At 39.8% G+C, this 17,905-nt stretch carries 7 protein-coding genes; all 7 read left to right on the top strand.

The features are described 5' to 3' along the window. Positions 1-8: 8 nt before the first annotated feature. Positions 9-5,810, top strand: a complete 5,802-nt coding sequence (locus V2H77_RS18675; RefSeq protein WP_341499999.1) for an SDR family NAD(P)-dependent oxidoreductase — start codon at positions 9-11, stop codon at positions 5,808-5,810. 54 nt (positions 5,811-5,864) lie between these two features. Further along, on the top strand, positions 5,865-6,596 hold the full coding sequence (locus tag V2H77_RS18670; protein ID WP_265379482.1) for a thioesterase II family protein: 732 nt from the start codon (positions 5,865-5,867) through the stop codon (positions 6,594-6,596). 5 nt (positions 6,597-6,601) lie between these two features. Next, the gene (locus V2H77_RS18665) at positions 6,602-6,931 is read left to right on the top strand and encodes a darcynin family protein (RefSeq protein ID WP_341499998.1); all 330 of its coding nucleotides are present in this window, start codon (positions 6,602-6,604) and stop codon (positions 6,929-6,931) included. Between the two features lie 26 nt (positions 6,932-6,957). Then, complete coding sequence (locus tag V2H77_RS18660; RefSeq protein ID WP_341499997.1) at positions 6,958-10,092, top strand: non-ribosomal peptide synthetase; 3,135 nt, start codon at positions 6,958-6,960, stop codon at positions 10,090-10,092. Between the two features lie 21 nt (positions 10,093-10,113). Then, positions 10,114-10,572 carry a GNAT family N-acetyltransferase gene (locus V2H77_RS18655; RefSeq protein ID WP_341499996.1) on the top strand — a complete coding sequence of 153 codons (459 nt, stop codon included), beginning with the start codon at positions 10,114-10,116 and terminating at the stop codon, positions 10,570-10,572. 26 nt (positions 10,573-10,598) lie between these two features. Next, on the top strand, positions 10,599-13,163 hold the full coding sequence (locus tag V2H77_RS18650; RefSeq protein WP_341499994.1) for a non-ribosomal peptide synthetase: 2,565 nt from the start codon (positions 10,599-10,601) through the stop codon (positions 13,161-13,163). A 118-nt stretch (positions 13,164-13,281) separates the two neighbouring features. After that, the gene (locus V2H77_RS18645; protein ID WP_341499993.1) at positions 13,282-17,742 is read left to right on the top strand and encodes a type I polyketide synthase; all 4,461 of its coding nucleotides are present in this window, start codon (positions 13,282-13,284) and stop codon (positions 17,740-17,742) included. Positions 17,743-17,905 lie beyond the last annotated feature (163 nt).

The following is a 17,905-nucleotide window of genomic DNA, read 5'->3' as shown; positions in this document are numbered from 1 at the left end:
ATTAACTTATGACAGATTCATTTGATATTGCCATAATTGGTATGGCATGCCGATTTCCAGATGCTAAAAACCCAGAGGAGTTTTGGCAGAATTTAATCTCAGGGAAAGAAAGCATTAAAACATTCACGCAAGATGAACTACTTGCTAATGGTTATAAACAAGAGGATATCAATAATCCCAACTTTGTAGCAGCTAAAGCGACGCTTGAAGATTATAAATCCTTTGATAATCATCTTTTCGGATATTTAAAAGATGAAGTTGATAAAATGGACCCGCAGTGTCGATTGTTACATGAATGCTGTTGGCATGCATTAGAGGACGCTGCTTATATCGGCCAAAATAGTGATGAAAGAATCGGTTTATTTGCCGGAGCGGCTTCAAATATTCCCTGGATATCAGGCTTATTAAAGCGCAAGCTCACACCTGCTGAAACATTCGATATCGTGAATTGGAATTTACCTGAGTCCATCATTACCAGAACGGGATATCGACTAGGGTTGAATGGACCTGTCATGGCGATTCACACCGCTTGTTCAACGTCGCTGGTTGCTATTCATACCGCGTGTCAGTCAATTTTAAGCGGGGATTGTGACTTAGCTCTGGCTGGCGGGGTTTCTTTAACGTTACCTCAAGAGTCTGGCTACCTTTATCAGCAAGGCATGGTGCGTTCGGCTGATGGTCATTGCCGACCTTTTGATATCAACTCCAATGGTACTGTGGGCGGCAGTGGGGCTGGCATTTTGTTGCTTAAGCCTTTGGATCGGGCCATTGAAGATAATGATTATGTTCATGCGGTGATTAAGGGCTCCGCGATAAACAATGATGGTCAGCGCAAGGTTGGATTTACCGCTCCGAGTGTTCAAGGACAGGCGGAAGTGATAGCCAGTGCTCAGATGTTGGCTGGCGTTGAACCAGAAGATATTAGCTATATAGAGTGTCATGGCACTGCTACTGAGATAGGTGACCCGATCGAGGTATCGGCGCTGTCTAAAGTGTTTGGAAACTCGAACCATGTATGCATGCTGGGTGCGGTGAAAAGTAATATCGGGCATCTGGATGAAGCGGCGGGTGTTGCGGGTGTCATAAAGACGGTGATGTCTTTAAAAAATAAGCAACTCGCGCCAACCCTCCACTATAACGAGCCTAACGACAAGCTACATATCGAAGAAACGCCGTTCAAAGTCGTGGATAGACCAATGGAGTGGGTAGTTGCAGGAAACCAGAAACGCATTGCCGGCGTCAGTTCATTTGGTATTGGCGGGACAAATGCCCACATCATTTTAGCGGAGGCGGATGAATCAACCGTTCTCAAGAAAGAAACCGCGACATTACCGAATGTGTTTTTGCTCTCAGGTGAAACCCCTGAATCACTTACCAATAATCAACATAATTTGGCTGATTTTCTCCAGGCTAAGCAAGATGTCAGATTGTCTGATGTTGCATACGTATTACAACAGGGCCGAATACATCATAAATATAGAAAATCAATGGTTGCTTCCTCATGCGACGACTTAATTAAAGCCCTTCGAAAACCCAGTTCTCAGCATGCAAAAGTTTCTGGGACAGAGCATCAAATAGTATTTCTGCTGCCCGGTCAGGGAGCGCAATATACCAATATGGCGCGGGCCTTGTATGACACTCATACGGAATTTCGGGATATTGTAGACCATTGCCTTGCGATAGCGTCTCACCATTTGGGTGAATCTCTGAAAGAAAAGTGGTTTACCGATGGTATTTCAAATGAATTGCAGAAAACGAAATACGCTCAACCTGCCATTTTTATTGTTGAGTATGCGCTCGCTCGTTGCTTGATGGAACTTGGCGTTCAACCTTCAAGCTTGCTCGGTTACAGCTTTGGTGAATTAGTCGCTGCGACGATTGCAGAAGTGTTTTCCTTGGAAGATGCCATTAGCTTTGTGATTGCGCGTGGCAAACTGATGCAAGATTTGCCGGTGGGGGCTATGTTGAGTATCCCGCTGCCTGTTGCGGAGGTTAACGCCATATGCCCGGCAGGGGTAACTGTGGCGATCGATAATAAAGATTCGTGTGTTGTCTCGGGATCGGCAGCAAACATCGAAGAATTTGCAGCGATACTCAAGAAAAAGCGTATTCTGACCACTCCGATCAAATCTAAGCATGCGGCACACTCGCCAGCGATGAAGCAGATTAATGGCGCACTCCAGACAGTAATCGCTCAATTTAATCTCAGTGCGCCAAAGATCGCGCTTATTTCTTCCGTGACGGGAAGGCCGTTAACCCCCGCGCAGGCGACTTCAACGGAATATTGGGCCGCACAGGCTGAGCATACAGTCTGTTTCGTCAAAGGATTTGAGTACCTGATTGAGAAACACAAAGCCTGTATTTTTATTGAAGTTGGCGCTGGCCGAGATCTGATCAATCTTGCCCGGAGATATCTCTCTCAAGATGGTTCTAATGTAAATAGTTCTAATGTACTTATCCAGTTACTGCCAGAAGAGATCAAAGCGCCAGATCTGCCTTATTCCTATTGGGGGGCGTTAGGTAAACTTTGGCAACAAGGCGTGCAGATTGATTGGCATAAGGTACGATTTACCGATGATTGCCGGCGTATTCCATTGCCGGGATATGCGTTCGATAGACGCGTTTTTTGGCCCAAAGAAGCAAACTTCCTGAATATTTTCTCTAACGCGCCAGACGCAATGAAAGCAGAGAAAAATGTTGAAAGGAAAGGGCGGATGTCTGATTGGTTTTATCAACATGCTTGGAAACAACAGCCGTTGAGCACATCAAATGTGCAATCAAGCGATGAAACAACGCTCTTGCTACGGTTCAGTCATACACCGACACAAACATGCTGTATGGCGCGTAGCCTACAACGTTACTACAATAAATTAATAAAGATTCTTGTGAGCGACGAGAAAGTCTTTGATCTGGATGGGGAGAGCCAAATTAGATCAGATAATCAGGAAGACTTTACTCAATTCTTTAAGTTACTCGCAGAGAGTAATACTTCGGTGGCAAACGTTATTGTTGATTGTCTTGACTCAGCGCTGGCGGTCGATGAATTGTTGTCACAGATTCTTAATTTCTTAAAATCATATCGTGCGCAAGTAGCCAACAGTGCCATTAAGAATGTCACTTTTCTGGTGAAAGATGCCGTCGTGATATGCAATGAAAAGAGCATTGATCCATCATCAGCCGCAGTTATGGCAATAAGCACAGTAATCCGTCAAGAGTTCCCGGATTTATCTTGTCGGGCTATAGACGTTGGCGATATAGCAACAGATTGCGGGGCGACAAAACTACTTGCTGAAATTGCATCTGGTGGAAACGAAACTGTTGCGTATCGTAATAACAGGAGATGGAGTGAAGATTTCGTTCCTTATGTGCCTTTAGCTACACGAAATCACGCTTGCCTGAAAAAAGAAGGAACTTACTTACTGATTGGCGGCGCGGGCTTTATTGGTAAAACGTTTTCAAATTACCTCGCTAAAGAATACCAAGCTAATTTAATTATTACTTCGCGCTCTAGCGCTTATTTGGACAATTCCTGGCAACAAATAGATAAACAGGCTTCCTCATTGCAGCTTATCCAGGCTGATGCGAAAGATCTGGATGCAATGTCTGAACTCGTTCAAAACGTCATTAAAAATCATGGCAAGATAGACGGCATATTCTATCTGGCTGGGATTACCGGAGAGGCTTCACTAAGATCTATCATTGAAACCGATAAGGCTTATATTAAGGCGCACCTTGAAGCTAAACAAAAAGGCATTGAAGTCTTAGAGAAAGCGTTAGCAGAAGCTGACTATGATTTCTGTGTTGTTATTTCCTCACTTGCTCCAATTCTTGGCGGGCTTGGGTTCTATGCTTATGCTGCCGCTAGCGCTTATTTAGATGCATTTGTCATTCAGCACAACCAATATAACCAGAATAATTGGACATTGATTAATTGGGATGGATGGGAAGTCGCGGTAAAAAGTGACATTAATGAGAAAATTGGCGCCAGTTTGTCGCACTTATTGGTAACGAAAGAAGAAGGTATCTTATTACTGGCAGATGTGCTCAATTATCAAGAAAAAGACGCTTTGATTATCTCGACTGCTGATATCAATGCCCGCATTGCGCAATGGTCTAAACCAAGTCAACTTGAAGAGCAAGGGAGTGATAATAGGCATAAAGAGTATTCGTGCCGGCCAGATCTTGAATGTGACTTTATTACTGCTCGTAACGAGATTGAAACTAAACTGGTTGGAATATGGCAGGAGTTTTTACGTATTAAGCCGCTAGGCATAGAGGATGATTTCTTTGATTTAGGCGGAAACTCTCTCAAAGCGATCACTTTACTATCGCAGATACACAAGAGCTGTAATATTGATGTGCCGCTGACCTATTTCTTTAAACATCCAACGGTCAAAGAGATCGCCGAATTTGCTGGAAGCCAATCTGAAACGTCAGGGTATCAGGCAATTCAGCTTGTTGCTGAGCAGGATTCTTATCCATTATCTCCCGGCCAGCGACGTATCTATTTACAACAAATGTTCGATAAAGGATCTGTGGCTTATAATGAAACCGCAGTTTTTAATATTGTCGGTCATTTGGATATCCCAAAATTCAGTGAAACTCTACGGAAGTTAATACAACGGCATGAATCGCTGAGAACTTCGATAGTATTGGTTGATGGCGAACCGAGACAAAAATGTCACAAAGAGCCCATTGTTGAACTTAAGCATATTAAATTCAATACAGAAGGATTAAGTCCGCTTCAAGTTAAAGAGCAGATCAAGCGCTTAATAAAACCATTCAACCTGCATAAAGATGCGCTAATTAGGCCAATTCTTATTGAGTTAAAACAATATGAATATCTATTTTTCTTGGATATTCACCACATCATCTCTGATGGTCTCTCTCAGGATATTTTTGTCAGAGATTTCCTCGATATATATCAAGGCGTAAAATTAGCGCCTCTCAATATACAGTATAAAGACTACACTATTTGGCAAAATGAAATAGCAAATAGTTGCCGAGTATTAGCACAAAAAGACTTTTGGCTAGCAAAGCTAAAAAACATACCCGAACTTCAACTGCCTTATGATTTTGATCGGGAACAGATAACAGATGATTGTGGGGAAAGGCTTTACTTCTATTTAGCAAATGAAACTACCGAACGGCTGGTTAATGAATTCAGTGGAGATGGCGCCACTAACTTCATGATCTTCATCTCTACTTACTACTTGTTATTAGCTGATTTAACAAAGCAGATGGAATTTTGCATTGGAACGCCAATATTGGGTAGGCCACAAAGTGAGTTGCAAGATGTAATAGGTATGTTTGTCAACCTTCTTCCAATACCATTTGATTTTGATGAAACGATAACTTTTAGGGATTTAGTTAACTCGGTTTCTGATGTTGTTATCTCGTCATTTGATAATTCGAATATTCAATTTGAAGAAATAGTTAAAGCAATAAATATAAAGCCTAAGAAAAATAGAATGCCGATATTCGATACCGTATTCTCATATATGAATATTGGCATGTCTGATTTCGAAATGCCTAATTTGAAGTTAAGCCGATATGAAATAGAACAAGAGAGTTCCAGATTTGACCTGGCGTTCTTTGTGAAAGAAATCAATGATGGATACGAGTTTAGCTTTGAGTATAAGAGGGCATTATTTACAAGTGAAAAGATTAAATTTTTCATAGAGCGATATATTAATCTGGTGAATAATCTCTTGAGTCATCCGAATGTTGCTATTGCTGAATATTTTGAACATGAAAAAGTGAATTTGGACATTCCTAAAGATGAAAGTCTTTTAGAATTTAACTTTTAATGGTTTGATTAATGGAGTAAAACATACTCCACTCTATTGACATTATTTAAAAATATGAAAAATTTTATAGATATTAACGATAGCAAAAATGCAGATATTCGGCTCTATTCGATTCACCATGCCGGTGGTTCACACATGCTTTATCGATCTTGGGCGCATTTATTGCCGGGCTGGATAAAATGTATCGCTCTTGAAGTACCGGGAAGAGGGATGAGTTTTGGTGAGCCGCTGCCGAAATCGATGGAGCAGGTCATCGAGTTATTTTTGCATCAAATTCAGACGGATAAGCCATTTGCCATTTTCGGCCATAGTATGGGGGGCTTTATAGCGTATGAATTGACGCTAAGGTTACAGAGTTTAGCTATTCCCCCGGTTTGGTTAGGTATTTCGGCTTGCAAACCTCCACACTTAAAAAATAAGGAAAATTTATCTCGCGCGTCATTCAATGATGATGAGTTAATCGAATATCTTGAGAAATTGGGAGGTTCGAAGGACTTTTGTGACGACCAAGTGGTGATGAAAATGATGTTAGATATTGTGAGGAGTGATTTTAGAATAATAGAATCCTGGCGTATGAGCGATTTGAAAGTTAGCGACAAAACGACAGTTCATGGTTTTTCTGGCCTATATGATGCGGTAGTAACGCCTCAAATGATCTCTTGTTGGAAAGATTACGTAAGTGGTGAATTTCTGCATAGTACTTTTGATGGGGATCATTTTTATCTTAATAATTTCTCAAGTAGATTGATCAATAAAATAGTCAATGATCTGAAGTTCAATCGGTGATTGATATGAAATATGTAATTATTTGGACATTAGTTTTTAGTGATAAATGGAATGCTTTAAATCGTTCTCAAAGAGAACAATTACAGAATGAATCGCTGCCTGAAATTCTAGTCAAGTACAATGATTTTATTAGTCTTAGAACCGTAGATTCGGAAGGGTTTTCTGCTGATTTTCAAGATTTTGTTATTATTGAGACGGAAAGCTTAGAACATTACTACTGTATGCTCCAGGATATGCGCAATACAACAGTAATATCAGAGGGGTATTTAAAAATTTCCAATATATTAATGGGCATAGAAAATGCCCATGAAATATATAAGCCACATAAAATATAATGGAATGGACGGATTAGGAAATGCCTGTGAATTATAACATTGTCGCTTTAAGTCCAATGCAAGAAGGAATGCTTTATCATTCCATTGAAGAGGGTGGCAAAGATGTTTACGTGACAAACTTTACCTTAACCATTGCTGGTCTGATTGATGAAAAGAAATTAGAAGTTGCATGGAACAGAGTGGTATCGGAACATCAAGCATTACGAACGGTTTATCGCTGGAAAGGGTTAAGCCACCCAGTTCAGATTATTTTTGAGGATAAACGGCTTCACATAGATTTCAGAATATTTGAAAATAATAGTTTTAGGGCAGCTCAAGAAAATATTAATGAGATAATTTCTCAAAGAACTGAAATTGATTTAGAACATTGTCCAGTTAAAATTAACTTATATAAAGTAAGCGAAGATAATTATATACTTCATGTTCAATATCATCACATTTGTATGGATGGTTGGAGTCTGGGGTTACTAATAACCCAACTTTGGGATTATTATGATCATCCTCAATTAAAAGGTGTTGGAAAAATTTTTGATTATGAAGATTATATTATTCACTTAAATAAAGTTAAGCAATGTAATGAAGCAAAAGGATTTTGGACTGGCGCCATATCTCAAGACGTAGCAATTAGCTTACCAAGTAAACAAAACTTACTCTCAAAAGGAATAGGTAAAGTTGAATGTACATTAGATAAGAATCTAATAAACGAAGTTGAATTATATTGTAAAGGGAATGGATTTACGCTTGCTATTGCAATATACGCTGCCTGGTCAATTGTTTTATCAAAGTATAATGATTCGGAATCTATCTGCTTTGGCACCACCGTATCGGGTAGAGATAATCTAATTCCCGGCATTGAAAATAGTATTGGTTTATATATTCAAACTCCACCATTGTTAATCGATAATCTCTCCAGTCAAACGACGCTTTTAAGCATCATGAAGAGAGTGCAATCTAGTATATTGGATAGAGATTGTTATAAAGAGTATCCAATATCTGAAATACAAAGCGGTAATAAAATAAAGCATAATCTTTTTGATAGTATTGTGGTGATAGAAAATTATCCAATTTCGAGAAGATTACAAGAGTTGTCAACAAGTGTGGATATTCTTTCATATACAACATCTGAAACCACAAATTTCGATCTGAGCTTAGAGGTTAATTTGCTTGATTCCGCGATTTTAAAACTCAGTTATAATGCCGAAAAATACGAACAATATTTTATTAATGGCATCCTGAAACAGTTCACGAGAGTATTAAAAGCAATAGCTTATAATGCAGAAAAAACTTTATCTGAACTCTGTTTCTTGGATGAGAAAGAATATAATCAGTTAATTATTGATTTTAACAATAATGATGCTCCATTGCCGGGGCCTGCTCATTTAACTTTAGCGTGGCAGGTTGCCGCAGAAAAATATCAAGGCGATATCGCCATTAGACAACAAGGTACTCGCGTTACTTACGCAGAACTTGATGCGCTATCTAACCAAATTGCAAAAAATCTTTACTTAAAAGGCGTTAAGCATCAGGAATTCGTTGCAGTTAAATGCCGTGCCAGCATTCATACCATAGCGCTGTTAATTGCGATAAATAAGTTAGGCGCTGCGTATGTTCCAATCGATATATCCACGCCTGAAGAACGAGTGAATAAGATCTTATCTAATGGCATTAAACATATTATTTACCATGACGATTTGCTTAGTTTGTCAGAGATAAAAGAGGGTGACAGTCAGCTACCAGGTTTGGCATACTCTGAAAATGACCTGGTGTATACGATATTTACCTCAGGGTCTACCGGAGAACCAAAGGGGGTGATGTTGGAGCACCACACGGTTATGAACTATATTTACTGGGCGATTAGTGCCTATCATGCAGAGGGTTATCGTTCGGTTTATCCTTTGTTCACCAGCCTGGCGTTTGACCTGACCGTGACTTCTATTTGGTGCCCGCTAATTTCTGGCGGAGAAATAGAAATTATCGCTAAAGAATCATTTGAAGCCTTACAAGATGTTGCTAAAAACCAAAGTCTAAGTAATGTCAAGATCACACCTTCGCAATTAAATCTACTCAATCAAATCTGTGATAATAAAAGTTCACTACAGACGTTTATTCTGGGTGGTGAACAGTTAGAAAGTAAATTGTGTAAAGAAATAACAGATAAGTTAAAACCTGGGGTGACTATTTTTAACGAATATGGCCCAACGGAAGCAACGGTTGGTTGCATGATCTATCGATATCAAAAAGATCAAAAAGAAAATTCTGTTGTTCCCATCGGTAGACCAATAAATAACGCCAAAATATATATTTTAGATAAAAATTTACACCCTCAACCAATAGGTGTTCCCGGTGAGATTTATATCGGCGGAAGCGTTCTTGCCAGAGGATATTTGAATCGGCCAGATTTAACGGCTGAAAAATTTATTGATAGCCCTTTTGATCATAAATCAAAACTCTATAAAACAGGGGACTTGGCTTTCTTTAACGGTGAGGGGGATGTTGAATATATTGGTAGAATAGACAATCAAATAAAGTTGAGAGGCTATAGAATTGAGCTAGATGAGATAGCGACAAAGATAAAGTCATATGACGCATGCCATAATGCCGTTGTGGTTATTAAGAGGATTCATGGAGAAGATCAGCTAGTGGCTTATTACGTTTCCGATCAAGATATTAAACAGAATAATCTAAGGCATTATTTGTCTGAATCTCTTCCTAGCTACATGGTGCCTGGCATATTTAAAGCTGTCGACGAAATCAAATTGACAACAAATGGGAAAGTCGATTTAGCAAACCTGCCTGATCTTGATTTCACAAGTCAAAATATTGCTGATTTAGCGAGTTCAAGTTATAAAGATAAAGTGGTTGAAGTGTTCTGTTCAATTTTAGAGATAGATCAAATAGACCTTAAGACCAGTTTCTTTGATTTAGGGGCTAACTCGATAAAACTGCTTAGAATCACAAATGTTTTAAATGAGTTCCTGCCTTTCCCATTAAAAGTGGTTGATTTCTTCACATACACCAATATGGCTAGTCTTATTTCATATATTGAATCTGGTGAGAAACAGCAAATAAATCTGGTCAATAAAGAAGAATCTATGTCGAGACGAGACCGGTTAGCGGAACGTCGTGGAAAAATGAAGAAAAGAGTCAGTTTTGTTAATTAATAAAGATGGAGATAAATAATAATGACTGCAAACTATGTTAAAAACGTTATCTTAACAGAATTAAATGGTGATGTTGAAGAAATAAAAAAGGTTGTAGATATTTGGTATCTTGCTTCGGTCAAATGCCATAACTTTGTTAGCGAGAGTTTTTGGAGTTCATGTAAGGAAGATATGATGAAAATATATATTCCTAGCGCTGAAACTATGGTTGCAAAGTATAATGATGAAATTGTTGGGTTTGTCAGTTTGGTTGATAATATTCTCGCCTCAATATTTGTTCATCCTGATTTTCAAGGTAAAGGGATTGGCAAGAAATTACTATTAGATGCCTTCGGTAAAAGAAGTGATTTGGTGCTTAACGTTTATTCAAAAAATAAACTGGCGAGAGATTTTTATAAAATGAATGGCTTTATAGAGGAAAAGGAAGGTGTAGATGAACATACTGGTGAGTTAGAAATTACGATGAAGTGGAATGGCTAATTAATTTTTAAAGATGAGATATTAAAATGGCTGATAATGGTAATGTAATTAGTGAAGCTACGGTAAATTATTGGAAGGGATTCTTATCGGAATACCATAGTCCAGAGTGCGAGATTTCTTATTGCAAAGATATCTCATCTAAACCAACAAAGTTTAGCTTTTCTGAAGAAACTTCAAACACCTTACTCTCAATTGCAAATGGTTCAAATAAACGGTTGAGTATATTGCTCACCTCTTTAGCCGCTTATGCGCAGGCAATGATGTTGAAAAGTTCTGAGGTGACTGTTCTTACTGGAAATTATCTCGAAGATTCAACTGAACCAAAGATATTATGCTTACCGTTTAACTTTGATAGTGAATGCACCTTAAAAGACGTAATCGTAGCGGCTTCAACAAATATGCAACAAAAGCTTGCGTATTCCGTGGAGTCTTTTCAAAACATTTTTGATAGTACAGTCACCTTCCCTTTATCTGTTATATTGAAAAATTGTCAAAAGGAGTCTGATGAATTTTCTGAGCGCTCCTTATCGCAATTATTCTTTGAACATGATAATGCGCTAATATCATGCGAAGTGACTTCCATATACGATTCAGAATACGTCATCACTATGATGAATATGGTGGAATCTTGGGCGAGTAAAATACGCTCTGATGGTAAAGTTTCTGAGTTGCTAATACCTGATCCCTTTTACTTAAATGTTGTTGAAGCAGAAAACGGTATTGATACCGAGCAATCGATACTGGCTTTATTTAAGCAACAAGTAGGTATTCATCCTGCAAAAACGGCTATCGCGGATGGCGTGGGGGAATTAAGTTATGCTGAACTGGATAAATTGAGCGACGCTTGTGCTATCGGATTAATAGCATTAGGTATCGAAAGAGGCGATGCGATTGGTATACATATGCCGCGATCTTGCTCAGCAATAGTGGCAATGTTCGCGGTGCTGAAAGCAGGCGGAAAATACTGTCCTTTTGATATAAATTGGCCTGTTGGCAGAAAGAAATATGTATTAGATATTGCAGACATGCGATTAGTTATATCGTCAATTGATACCCGGCTGGAATTGGAAGAGTACAGCCAGATTACCTATGACAATCTGCAACAAGATGGATTTGATGCAACACAAGACGTTCAATTACCTGAAATTAATGGTCAAGATTCCGCTTACGTTATTTTTACCTCTGGCTCGACGGGTAATCCAAAAGGGGTTGAAATTCCTCACCGTGCCGTTGTCAATTTGGTCAAAGGACTAGAGCAAAAGGTTTATCGCAATTACCCGTGGGATTTGAACGTCTCAATGATATCAGCCCTAAGTTTTGATGCGTCGGTACAGCAGATGTATCCAGCGCTTTTACTGGGCCATACGCTTCATATCGTGCCTGATGAAGTCAGGAAAGATGGCAGGAGAATCAGTCAATTTTGGCGCGACAGGAAGATCCACATTGCCGATTGTACTCCAACTCATTTAAGGATGATTAGGTCACAAATGAATGGTCAACGCATTGATTGTCAGGTAAAGCATCTGATGATTGGCGGTGAAAAGCTAGAGAGGCAAAACTGGTTGAATTTCGCTCAGTGTTGGGCGTCTGTTCCTAACGCCTCTAACGCATATGGGCCGACAGAATGTTGCGTACAATCGCTCTCTTTTGAATTCAACGCTTCAAGCCAGATTAATACTAAGACTATTCCTATTGGTCTGCCAATGTCTGGTGAAGAAATTGTACTGCTTGATGAGTTTATGCGAATTCTTCCCAAAGGGGCGGTGGGAGAAATTGCTATATCTGGGAAAGGGTTGGCAAAGGGCTATATCAATAATGCCCAGTTATCTCAGAAATCTTTCATTTTTATCAATGGTAAGCGTTATTATCGAACTGGTGATCTGGCGAGATATATCGGCGAGGACGGCTTAATTTATTTAGGGCGGATAGATAGCCAAGTAAAGATAAACGGATATCGAATAGAACTTGGCGAAATAGAGAAAGTTATGCAACAAGCGATATTAAAACGGTATTCCGTGGATAATATAAAACCAGTCGTTGACGTCCATGTGATAGTAAAAAATAAAGAGTCTGGTAATCAACTATTAATCGCTTATATTTGTTCCAATGAAGAAATTGATTTCGGTGCACTTCGTAAGGAAATTGCATCTCATCTTCCTGATTATATGGTTCCAGCATATTTCATTGCAGTTGATTCATTCCCACAAAATAGCAGTGGTAAAATTGATAACGCTAAATTACCCGATCCTCGTTTTGACGTGGTGCAAAAGAGAGTTGTGGCATGTAATAGCGAGACGGAACAGCAAGTACTCGATATATGGGCAGATTTACTGAGTACTCGAAAGGAGAATATCAGCTTAACCGATAACTTCTTTGATTTAGGTGGTTCATCATTTAAGTTAGCACAGCTTAGTTTCAAGCTGAGTGAAGTATTTGCTCGAGAAATAGAAGTTGTTGATTTGTTTCAATACACGACGATTCAGTCACAAGCACAATATATAGATGAAAACGAACAGCCGCTAGATAATTCGGATAACGGCGCTAATTCAACAGAGCAGTTCGATGAAGCATTGAAAATATTTGGTCTTTAAACTTAGATTTCATCAATATCATCCATTCGAAAAATATCAATCGCAATATATTGATATTTTAATTAAACGTCTCTCAATAATTCAATAGCTAATTTAGCATTTGCTAATATTAAAAATTATGAAAAAAGATAATCATATGCACGAAGCTGCCAGGAAAAAATTAACAGGATTAGAAATAGCTATTATAGGTGTTTCTTGTCGCTTCCCTAATAGTGAAACAGTAGAGAGTTTCTGGAAAAACTGTCTAGAGGGTAAAGATTGTATCTCTCGTTTTTCTGATGAAACATTGGCGAAAAATGGCGTGCCTGAACAGCATTATTCGAGTGAAAATTATGTCAATGCCAAGGGGGTTATTGATAATCCCCTAACATTTGATGCTGATTTTTTTAATTATAACAAGCGTGAAGCTGAGTTTTTAGAGCCGCAAATTCGTAAATTACATGAGTGTGGTTTTGAAGCGTTAGGTTCTGCCGGCATTGTACCGTCTGAATATAAGGGGGCGGTTGGTTGTTATTTAGCGTCAAGCGCTCAACTCGGTTGGCAAATGGCAGCTTATGATGAGTGTGAACAAGATGGCGCCAGCCTTTTTTCTGCGTTTAACTTAGTAGAGAAAGACTTTGCGGCAACTCGACTGGCGTACAAATTAGGTTTAACAGGGCCTGCCATTGCCGTCCAGACAGCGTGCTCTTCATCTCTCACCGCAATACACCTGGCATCAAGAGCCTTGTTGTTAGGCGAGTGCCAGACAGCGCTCGTTGCCGCTGCGACCTTAGTGACACCCCATCAACAGGGCTACCTACATCAAGATGGCATGATCACTTCTCCAGATGGAACTTGCCGACCATTTGATGAAATGGCGAACGGTACGGTCGGTGGCGAAGGGGTTGGCGCGATCGTGTTACAGCCGCTCAAAATTGCATTAGAGCAGGGACGGCCTATTTTAGCTTTGATTAAGGGATCAGCGCTTAACAACGACGGTGCAAGAAAGGTCGGTTACACAGCGCCGAGCATTGACGGACAATTCGAAGCGATTAGAGGTGCTTTGGCTATGTCTAAGGTTGAAGCTGAGTCCATTTCTTATATTGAAACCCACGGGACGGCGACAAAGCTTGGCGATCCAATAGAAATAACCGCTCTGAATAAAGTTTTCTCCACAGTCCCACAGCAGAGTATTGCTATTGGGTCGGTAAAGTCGATTATTGGTCACCTTGATAGTGCGGCTGGCATGGCCGGGGTAATAAAAACAGCTCTGATGTTAAAACACAAAAAGCTGTGCGCTAATCGGTACTTTACGAATCCTAATCCCAAAACAAAACTCTCTTCTTCACCTTTTTATGTTAATACGGACAGTAAAGATTGGGATAGTGCGACCGTGAGGCGAGCAGGGGTGAGCTCATTTGGTATTGGGGGAACAAATGCTCATGTGATACTGGAAGAATATGTTTGTGAACCTCATGATGATCAAGCTTCTGATGCAGTAAAACTACTCCCGCTGTCTGCTAAATCTGAGTGGAGTTTGGCTGAAATGGAGAGCAGGTTAATCGAGTGGTTAGCCTCTAATCCTAATAAATTAGCCGACGTTGCTCATACTTTACAAAATGGTCGCGAACATTTTAGTCATCGATCTGTATTGGTTTGTTCAGACGACAGGGCGACATATTCTACAGCAGACTTCGTTCGCGGTAGATGTGAACGTTCAAACAGACGTATTGTTTTTCTCTATCCAGGCCAAGGCTCGCAATATCAGGCTATGGGGCTAGGTTTATATTTCCGTGAGTCAGTTTTTAAAGAACATGTAGAGCACTGTCTGTCGCTTTTGGACGATGAGAAAGGAGAACAGATAAGAAGCTACTTAATGGAGCCGGAAAGTTCTCATGTATTTCCTGCCGAAATCATACAGCTTGCTATATTCATCATTGAGTACGCGACAACGCGATTGATGGAATTGAAGGGCATTCAGCCTGATATATTACTCGGCCACAGCTTGGGTGAGTATGTTGCGGCGACTGTTTCAGGGGTTTTTACGCTAAAAGATGCTCTATTTTTGGTTGGTCGGCGAGCACAATTGATGGAGAAGATGTCTCCGGGAGCCATGTTAAGTGTACCGCTATCAAAACAGCAAGCTGTAGAACTATTGGAAGGAAGTTTAGAAATTGCGGCGCTTAATGGTAAAGAATCGACAGTATTGTCTGGCTCTATCGAAGATATCGATAACCTAAAATCTTACTTGCAACTACAGGGTATTCATTCGCGTAAGCTGAAAACGACCCACGCGTTCCACTCTAAAACAATCGATGAAATACAGGATGAATATGCGCTGGCATTGCAAACTGTTGCGTTTAATGCTGTCAGCATCCCAATTTTGTCAAACTTATCTGGTGATTGGCATGACAATAATGAAATTAGAAAACCGGCATATTGGTTATCTCATCAAAGAGATAAAGTCGACTTTTTAGGGTGTTTAGAGACGCTTTCTTCACAGCAGGATCTGGTTTTCATCGAAGTGGGGCCAGGCAATACTCTCGCCAGTTGTGTACAGAAGTTCTTCAAAGAAAAACCGGATCAGCAAATACATATTGCCAATATGCTAAGACATCCGAATTTGCCAGAGGGTGATGTCGCCTATTTTTACAGTCAAATTGCTAAGTTGTGGTGTACTGTTGGATTAGGGGATTGGCAAGTGTCGGGCAATCAATCTGGTCGTCTCATTCATTTACCTGTGTACGCATTTGCCGAACAAGAGTTCACAAAGCTCAGAGATAGACTTGTAAGAGGTCGAACACCACAGATTAAATTACCGGATATCAAACAAAATATTTTATATCAACCAGTATGGTATAGAAGTTCGTGTGATGATATTGAGAAAAGGACACATGAAGGGCAGGTATATGCTCTAACCACTCGTCGTGGCGCTGATAGCAATAGAGCGTTGGTCGATAATGTTTTACCAACGCGCAGTATTATCTTTGTCGATGAAGTTGACAAGCTACCTCCGTTAAATCTAACGGGCTGTTGTTCGTTTGTATTAATCCCGAATGCAGAAGACTTTGTTTGTGATCCAATGGCACATTATCTTGAATGGCTCGCATGTATTAAAGAAATATTGTCCGTTAAGGCACTAGCGGCTTCTCGGTTTATTCTGTTAACGCCTCAAATTGAGAATGTGCTCGGGTATGAAGCCACCGATGCAGCTATCTCATTATTGAAAGGCTTAATACAGTCAATTAACTACGAGCATCAAGAGCATTATGGCTATCAAATTGACATCTCCTTCGATGAATTAGCAAAGGATAATTCAACCCAGTCTTTATTCCGTCACTTAGTTAGCTCTGATATTAATCATCGATTGGCAATAAGACATAATCAAATTTGGTTGCCAGAGTTCAAAGCATTGCCGAATAAAAGAATTGAAACTCATCAACAATGTAATGGGTTGCGTGAGAGATGCTTAGTCTTAATCAGTGGTGGACTCGGTGGAATTGCTTTGCAGTTATCGCAAAGCCTGGCACAACATTATAAGGCCCGTATTGTGCTGGCATCTCGAACAGCTATTCCTGAACGTTCGCAGTGGGCAAGTATCAAGGAAAATAAGAAGCAATCGGCGTTAATTAAACAAATTGAGTGTCTGGAGAAGATCGAACAACTCGGTGGGGAAGTGATACCGCGACAATTGGATGTGACAGATAAAACCCAACTTTTTGACACGTTACAATGTCTGGAAAATAATTATGGGGCCATCAATATGGTGATCCATAGCGCTGGCTCGGATGCTGGCGCGTTGATTATGCAACCTGATATATCATCACATCGCAAGATCATGACTGCTAAAGTAGAAGGAACGATGAACCTGCTATCGTACTTTGAAGAAAAACCGCTAAGTTCGATGGTGTTATGTTCTTCATTACTCTCTTACTCTGGTGCTTCTGGGCAATCGGCTTATGTTGCTGCTAATGCATTTCTCGACGCTATTGCTGATAGGCGAGATCTAAAATTCAAGGTCTATTCTCTGGCTTGGGATCGCTGGCTGGAAGTTGGCATGGCGTTGAGAAATATGAAAATTGACGCATCCACAGAAGGGTTAACGAATCAGCAAGGTGAAGCTGTATTTCTACAAGTACTTTCACAGGCGACTCAACAGCGATTATTAGTTTCTGTCATACCCATTGAGGAAAGATTAAATACTGTGGAAAAAGAGAAAGCCAGTACTTTGGCAGAGACTAAAAGTGGGATCGTAGATAAAAGTATTTCGATTAAACAGGTAATTTCAGAAGAAGTACAACACCAGCTCGGGCTTTCTGAAATTGATGAGCATTGCAGCTTCTTTGCTCTTGGGGCTACATCATTGGATATCGTTCAAATCAATGAAAGGCTTAAGCAACGTATCTGTCACGATATTCCTATATCAATGATGTTTACTTACAGCACCGTGTCGAAACTAGAAAATGCGGTAGCATCTAAGTTGAATAACACTCAAGAAAGTGAAGTGGCATCATTACAACCTCGCACTTCAGCGAGCCAACTTGCAAAGCAAAGAATGAAGAATAAGAGGGTAAAGAAATCAGTTAATTACGCAGCATAAAATGTCAGATCTCAGACCTTCCCTCGCAGAGTATTTGTAAGCTCTCATTTTTTCAACAAAAGTCTCATAAGGCGTTTTACCTTTCAAATCACCACGTGGTCTGTGATATATGATGGTTGTAAAACGCCTTTTCTTATTTTGTAAGAGCTCGCGTTTGAAATCT

The organism is Photorhabdus sp. P32 (assembly GCF_038085095.1).
GTDB classification, from domain to species: Bacteria; Pseudomonadota; Gammaproteobacteria; order Enterobacterales; family Enterobacteriaceae; genus Photorhabdus; species Photorhabdus luminescens.
Note: the sequence above shows the minus strand (reverse complement) of the source record. Positions and strands in the feature narration are given on the sequence as shown.